Origin of the sequence: Occallatibacter sp., assembly GCF_049510455.1 — a bacterium.
GTDB lineage: Bacteria > Acidobacteriota > Terriglobia > Terriglobales > Acidobacteriaceae > Telmatobacter.
On record NZ_JBEKYX010000186.1, the window covers coordinates 1 to 5,626 of the forward strand.

The 5,626-nt window shown below is 55.3% G+C and carries 4 protein-coding genes; 1 reads left to right on the forward strand and 3 read right to left on the reverse strand.

Annotation, left to right across the window (positions count from 1 at the left end):
- Positions 1–230 precede the first annotated feature (230 nt).
- From frr to prfA, 3 genes are read right to left on the reverse strand one after another with little or no spacing between them, the layout of a single operon-like run.
- Positions 231–818, reverse strand: a complete 588-nt coding sequence (gene frr / locus ABSG47_RS20620; protein WP_424172371.1) for a ribosome recycling factor — start codon at positions 816–818, stop codon at positions 231–233.
- A 34-nt stretch (positions 819–852) separates the two neighbouring features.
- Positions 853–1,731, reverse strand: a complete 879-nt coding sequence (gene prmC / locus ABSG47_RS20625; RefSeq protein ID WP_424172374.1) for a peptide chain release factor N(5)-glutamine methyltransferase — start codon at positions 1,729–1,731, stop codon at positions 853–855.
- A gap of 3 nt (positions 1,732–1,734) precedes the next feature.
- Positions 1,735–2,811: a peptide chain release factor 1 gene (gene prfA, locus ABSG47_RS20630; protein ID WP_424172377.1), complete on the reverse strand. Its 1,077-nt coding sequence runs from the start codon at positions 2,809–2,811 to the stop codon at positions 1,735–1,737.
- Positions 2,812–3,885: 1,074 nt separating this feature from the next.
- Here prfA and ABSG47_RS20635 point away from each other — a divergent pair.
- Positions 3,886–5,075, forward strand: a protein-coding gene (locus tag ABSG47_RS20635; protein WP_424172380.1) for an IS3 family transposase whose coding sequence is annotated in 2 segments (ribosomal slippage) — positions 3,886–4,144 and positions 4,144–5,075 — 1,191 coding nt in all. Because the reading frame shifts where the segments join, the coding sequence is not laid out codon by codon here.
- Positions 5,076–5,626 lie beyond the last annotated feature (551 nt).

Below are 5,626 nucleotides of genomic sequence, written 5' to 3' on the forward strand. Positions count from 1 at the left end.
GATTTCGAAAACTACTGGTCAGCTTCGAAAAGACCGAAGAGAGCTACGTGGCTCTGCTGTCACTGGCCGCAGCCATGATTTGCTGGAGGCAGACCACAGCTATTCACGGATAAGTTCTAAGAAAGAGCGCAGACAGCGCCATTTCTGAAAGTAAGCAGCGATAGCGACCAACGGGAGCACCGCGACAGCAGCATAGCGGCCCGTAGGGCCGCAGCCGCTCCATGCAATGGTCAAACCTGCATCACTTCAGCCTCTTTGCGCCTGGCCATCTCTTCCATGCGCTGGATCTCTTCATCCGTCAGCTTCTGAATCTCTTCGAGAGCGCGCTTCTCCTCGTCCTCGCTGATCTTCTTGTCCTTGGCCAGCTTCTTGAGCGTGTCGTTGCCGTCGCGGCGCACATTGCGAACAGCCGTGCGCTGCTCTTCGAGAACCTTGTTCAGGTGCTTCACCACATCGCGCCGCCGCTCCTCGGTCATCGGCGGAATCGGCACGCGGATCAACTTGCCGTCGCTCTGTGGATTGAATCCAAAATCCGAGGTCTGCAGCGCCTTCTCAATCTCCTTGATCACGCTAGGGTCCCAGGGCTGAATCAGGATCAGTTGTGCCTCGGGGGTCGAAATCTGTGCCATCTGACTCACCGGCGTCGGCGTGCCGTAGTAATCAATCTTCACCTGCTCCAGCATGTGCGCGCTGGCGCGGCCCGTGCGTACAGAGGCAAGGTTCGATTGAAAGCCCGTTACCGCCTGGTCCATGCGGCGCTTCACGTCCGCCGAAAGGTCTTTAAGCGCCGGAATGCCGGCCATTGCTGAGACTGCCATGATTCTTTCCTCGCAGAGTTCGTTATGCCAACGGCTATTTTACAACCGGAGCGGCAGATTCCCGCTTCCCACACGCCACGCGCGCAATTCCTTGCAGGTCGGGAATGAACTGAATCGCCTCAAAGCCGCTGCCGGCCAGCAGCGCCCGCACACCTTCGGCCTGCCTGTAACCAATTTCCATCAGAACGTATCCGCCCGGCGCAAGCACGTTATACGCCGCCGGAATCAACCGCCGATACACATCCAGCCCATCCTCACCCGCAAAGAGCGCCACGCCCGGCTCGTAGTCGCGGACTTCTACGCTGAGTGAGGCTCGATCCGCCTCAGGCACATACGGCGGATTTGAGACAACTAACTCGAACTGCTCACCAGCCACAGGCCCCAGCAGATCGCCCGCAAGAAACCGCATACGCTCGCTCACACCATTTCGCTCTGCATTCTCGCGCGCAACAGCAAGAGCTTTCTCAGACACATCAATAGAAGTAATCCGCGCATCCTGCAAATGGGTGGCCAGCGCAACCGCGATTGCGCCTGATCCCGTACCCACATCCACAATGCGCGGCTGAGTAAACTCCGCAGCAAGCTGAATCGCCCGCTCCACAAGATGTTCCGTCTCAGGCCGCGGAATCAGCACATCCGGCGTTACGCGAAACGGCAGGCCATAAAACTCTGTCTCGCCAGCAATGTATTGAACCGGCTCGCCGGAAAGACGGCGGCGAATAATTTCTTCGTAGAGATCCTGCTGCTCTTCGGAAAGCTCCTTGCGCGGATGAGCGATAAGCCAGGCGCGGTTTTTGCGCAGTAGATGCAGCAGCAAAAACTCCGAATCGCGGTCAGCCTTCTCCGGGTGCGGTCCATCTTTCAATGCCTCTACGGCATGTTCCAGATGATTCCGCAGCGTATAAATACGCATCGCTTATGCCGCCTGGCTCGTCTCAGCCTTCAACTGCTCCGCCTGGTAATGCGCCACCAGCGCATCCACAATCGACTGCAATCTGCCTTCCATAATCAGGTCCAGTTGGTGCAGCGTCAGCCCGATGCGATGATCCGTCAGCCGGTTCTGTGGAAAGTTATAGGTGCGAATCTTCTCGCTTCTGTCGCCCGAGCCCACCTGTGATTTACGCGCCGCGGCAAGCTCCGCATTCTGCCGATCCTGCTCCACTTCATACAGCCGCGACCGCAGCACGCGCATCCCCTTCTCGCGGTTTTTGATCTGCGATTTCTCATCCTGGCAGCTCACCACAGTATTCGTCGGCAGGTGCGTAATACGCACGGCGGAGTAGGTCGTATTCACGCTCTGCCCGCCCGGCCCCGAAGAACAGAAAGTATCGATGCGGATATCCTTCGCCTCAATCTTGATGTCCACATCCTCGGCCTCCGGCAGCACGGCTACAGTAATCGCCGAAGTATGCACGCGACCCTGCGTCTCCGTCGCCGGCACACGCTGCACGCGATGCACGCCGCTCTCATACTTCAGTTGCGAATACACACGCACGCCCTCAATAATCGCAATCACTTCCTTGTACCCACCCACGCCGCTTTCAGAAAGCGACATCACTTCCACCTTCCAGCGGTGCTGCTCGGCAAAGCGCGTATACATGCGGAAGACCTCCGCGGCAAACAGCGAAGCCTCATCGCCGCCCGTGCCCGCGCGAATTTCCAGAATCACGTTCTTCTCGTCATTCGGGTCCCTCGGCAGCAGCATAATCTTGATCTCCTCCTCCAGCGCCGCAGCCTTCGGCTCAAGTGCGGCAATCTCTTCCTCCGCCATCGCGCGCAAGTCTGCGTCGGATTCCTCAAGCATCAGCTTCGCGTCAGCCAAGCCCGTCTGCGCTGCTTTCAGCTCGCGATACTTCTCCACCGTATCTTCCATCTCGCGAATCGACTTCGCCATCTTTTGAAACTTCTCGTGGTCATTCAAGACCTCCGGCAGCGCGAACTGCGACTGCAGGTCCACATAGCGCTGCTCCATCTGCTCCAAACGGTCCTGCATGGCAAACTCCTCAGCCGCACGCTGGTGCGGCATTCATTTCAAAATTGTCTCGAAGGGAAAAAGGCGCAAAATCGTATGGCGGCGGGAGCCGCTAGAGGAGCGCCGAGATGGGCTGGTGAATTGCCATTCCAACTTCTATTCTAGCGCGAAAGAGTAAGAACGCCAGGCTTGAGCTGTTCCCACTCCCAGAGCATTGTCAATAAGGACTTGGAATGAATCCATTATCCATTTTTCAGGATAGCTTCACAAAAATGCGCTGAAAAAGATTAAGATGTTTTTCACAAAATCTCGTATCTGCTTCGACTTGCCTGTGACCTGACCCCATTCTTCGTCCAGTTCGGTGTATGAAATCATAGCCTACATTTTTCTGCTTTTCTTTCTCAGGTAGAGATTTCTTGGCCGTGGATCATCCGTGTCAAGGCCGGAGCGAAGCGCGTATAGTGTTTGATTTTTACTAGCTGCGCTGAAGCTGAGTCCAGATCAACTCTCAAATGGCTGATCATTGAACGGTACTCGTCGAGATAACCAAGTTGGTGAAATGAACTTATCTTTCTCGCGTCCTCAATTGTCATTCTTAGATGTCGTCTTCTTGCCAACTGATCGAGGTATCTCTTAAGAAGGTTTATCATTCGCTTGCTGCATTCCAAAGATTGTGAAACAACAAGGATTTTTCCAGATGCTAACCTCTTCGGCATACTGACGCGCCCGAGTTCAGCCATTACTTGCGAATATGCCATGTTAAAGTTCTGGTCAGTCAAATATCCAAAAGTAGTTGTTTCTGTATATCTCGTTGTTTGCTGAAAGGAGTATTGGGAATACAAATTCGTAATCGCTGTTCTTCCATCTTTAACGATCTCTGCAAATCCGAGCACAAGCGGCGTAAGGTCTGTGTAGAATTCGTTCTCTCTTTCCTTGTGCCGTAGCGAGTGCAACAATATATGCGATAACTCGTGACCCATAACAGCAATCAAGGAATTGGGAAACTTAAAACAGTCTTGGCTGACATGTACATTGGCCTTGCCCCCGCAAAACGTATCCCTTAGCGAGCTGTTCTAATGCGAAGGGGAAGCGAAGATGACGAAGTCGAAGCGAGGACGTTACACGCTTGAGTTCAAGCAGGAGGGGGTCCGGCTTGTGGAGTCGGGCCAGAGTCTGGCGTCTGTGTCACGGACGCTTGGAGTGGTGGAGCAGACGCTGGGCAACTGGGTGAAGGCGCATCGTGCCGGTGGCTTGCAGGGAGCCGGCGGCAAGGCGCAGGTGACTGCCGAGCAAATGGAGATTAGCCGTTTGCGGGCTGAGTTGGCGCGGGTCACCATGGAGCGCGACATCCTGGGAAAAGCGACGGCGTACTTTGCCAAGGGGCAGAAGTGAGGTACGCCTTCGTCGAGCGCCACAAGCGGGTATGGCCGATCCGAGTGCAGTGCCGTGTGCTTGGGGTCAGCGTGTCCGGCTACCACCAGCATGTGAGGCGACGCACGCAGATAGCTCAGCGCCGCCATCTGAGCGACGCGGCTCTGCTGGTTCATATCCGCGCCGTGTTTGCGGCCCATCGAGGCGCCTACGGCTGGCCGCGCGTGTGGCGGCAGTTACTCCGCCAGGATATCCGCGTGGGTAAGTCGCGGGTGCAGCGGCTAATGCAGAGGCATGGCATTCGGGCGCGTGGCAAGCGGCGTTTTCGCATCAACACCACCGACAGCCGGCACGGCCTGCCGATAGCGCCCAACCTGCTCGATCGCAACTTCACCGTGGCCGCCCCGAACCAGGCGTGGGCCGGCGATGTTACCTATATTCCAACTGAAGAAGGATGGCTGTTTCTGGCTGTAGTCATGGACCTGTTCAGCCGCCGGATCGTGGGTTGGTCGATGCGGGACAACATGAGAAGCGAGATCGTCATCGACGCGCTGGAGATGGCCTGGTTCCAACGCTCGCCGGACAAGAACGCAGGGCTGATCTTTCACAGTGACCGCGGCAGTCAGTACGCCAGCCGCGAGTTTAACCAGGTGCTCAGCGAGTGCCGGATCACACCCTCCATGAGCCGCAAAGGCAACTGCTGGGATAACGCCTGCTCGGAGACGCTGTTCGGCTCACTGAAGGTCGAACGGTTGCATGGAATGCGATTCGAGACCATCCGCCAGGCCAAGGACGAAACCCTCGACTGGCTGCTCTGGTATAACCGAACACGAATGCACTCGACACTGAAGTACAACAGCCCGATGCAGTTCGAACAACAGTGGCAAGACAGAACCGAAGCCATCGCAAGCTGACCAGACTTGGCCAGCGAAAACAGGCCATGGAAAAGTAGGAAAGCAAAACCCGCTTCCCAACTTTCCCACAGCCTCGACTACTACGATTTTCTTACCCGTTATGGGATACGTATTCTGAGGGCAAGGTCAAGTTGACGGGAAAATTATTTAGAGCGGCACTCCCATATAGCGGCAAATTAGTTGGTATTAAAACCTGTGCGACAATGCCGCTTCGACCACGACCCTTTATATCTGTTTCAACCAAATGACTACTCTCAAATTTGGAACTATCGGTAGAAGCTGAGCCGTTTTGAACAAAGCTAACATTGGTTGCGATTGGAAGTCCTAGTTGAATTGCAATCTCCTTGAAGCATTGTTGGAGATTTCTCTCATGAATGAGGGATGTTAGCCGCCCTTTGTCGGCTAATTCCTTGACACCCAAAAGAGAAATTAGGGAACCTCTGCGTAGGGTCGTGATTTCCTGAGGGCATCGAGAGTTGAAGGTAGCTGAGTAGTTTGGGCTGGTTTGAGATCGGTTGTATTCGTTTCGAGGCCTGTTTTCCGGCCTCTGG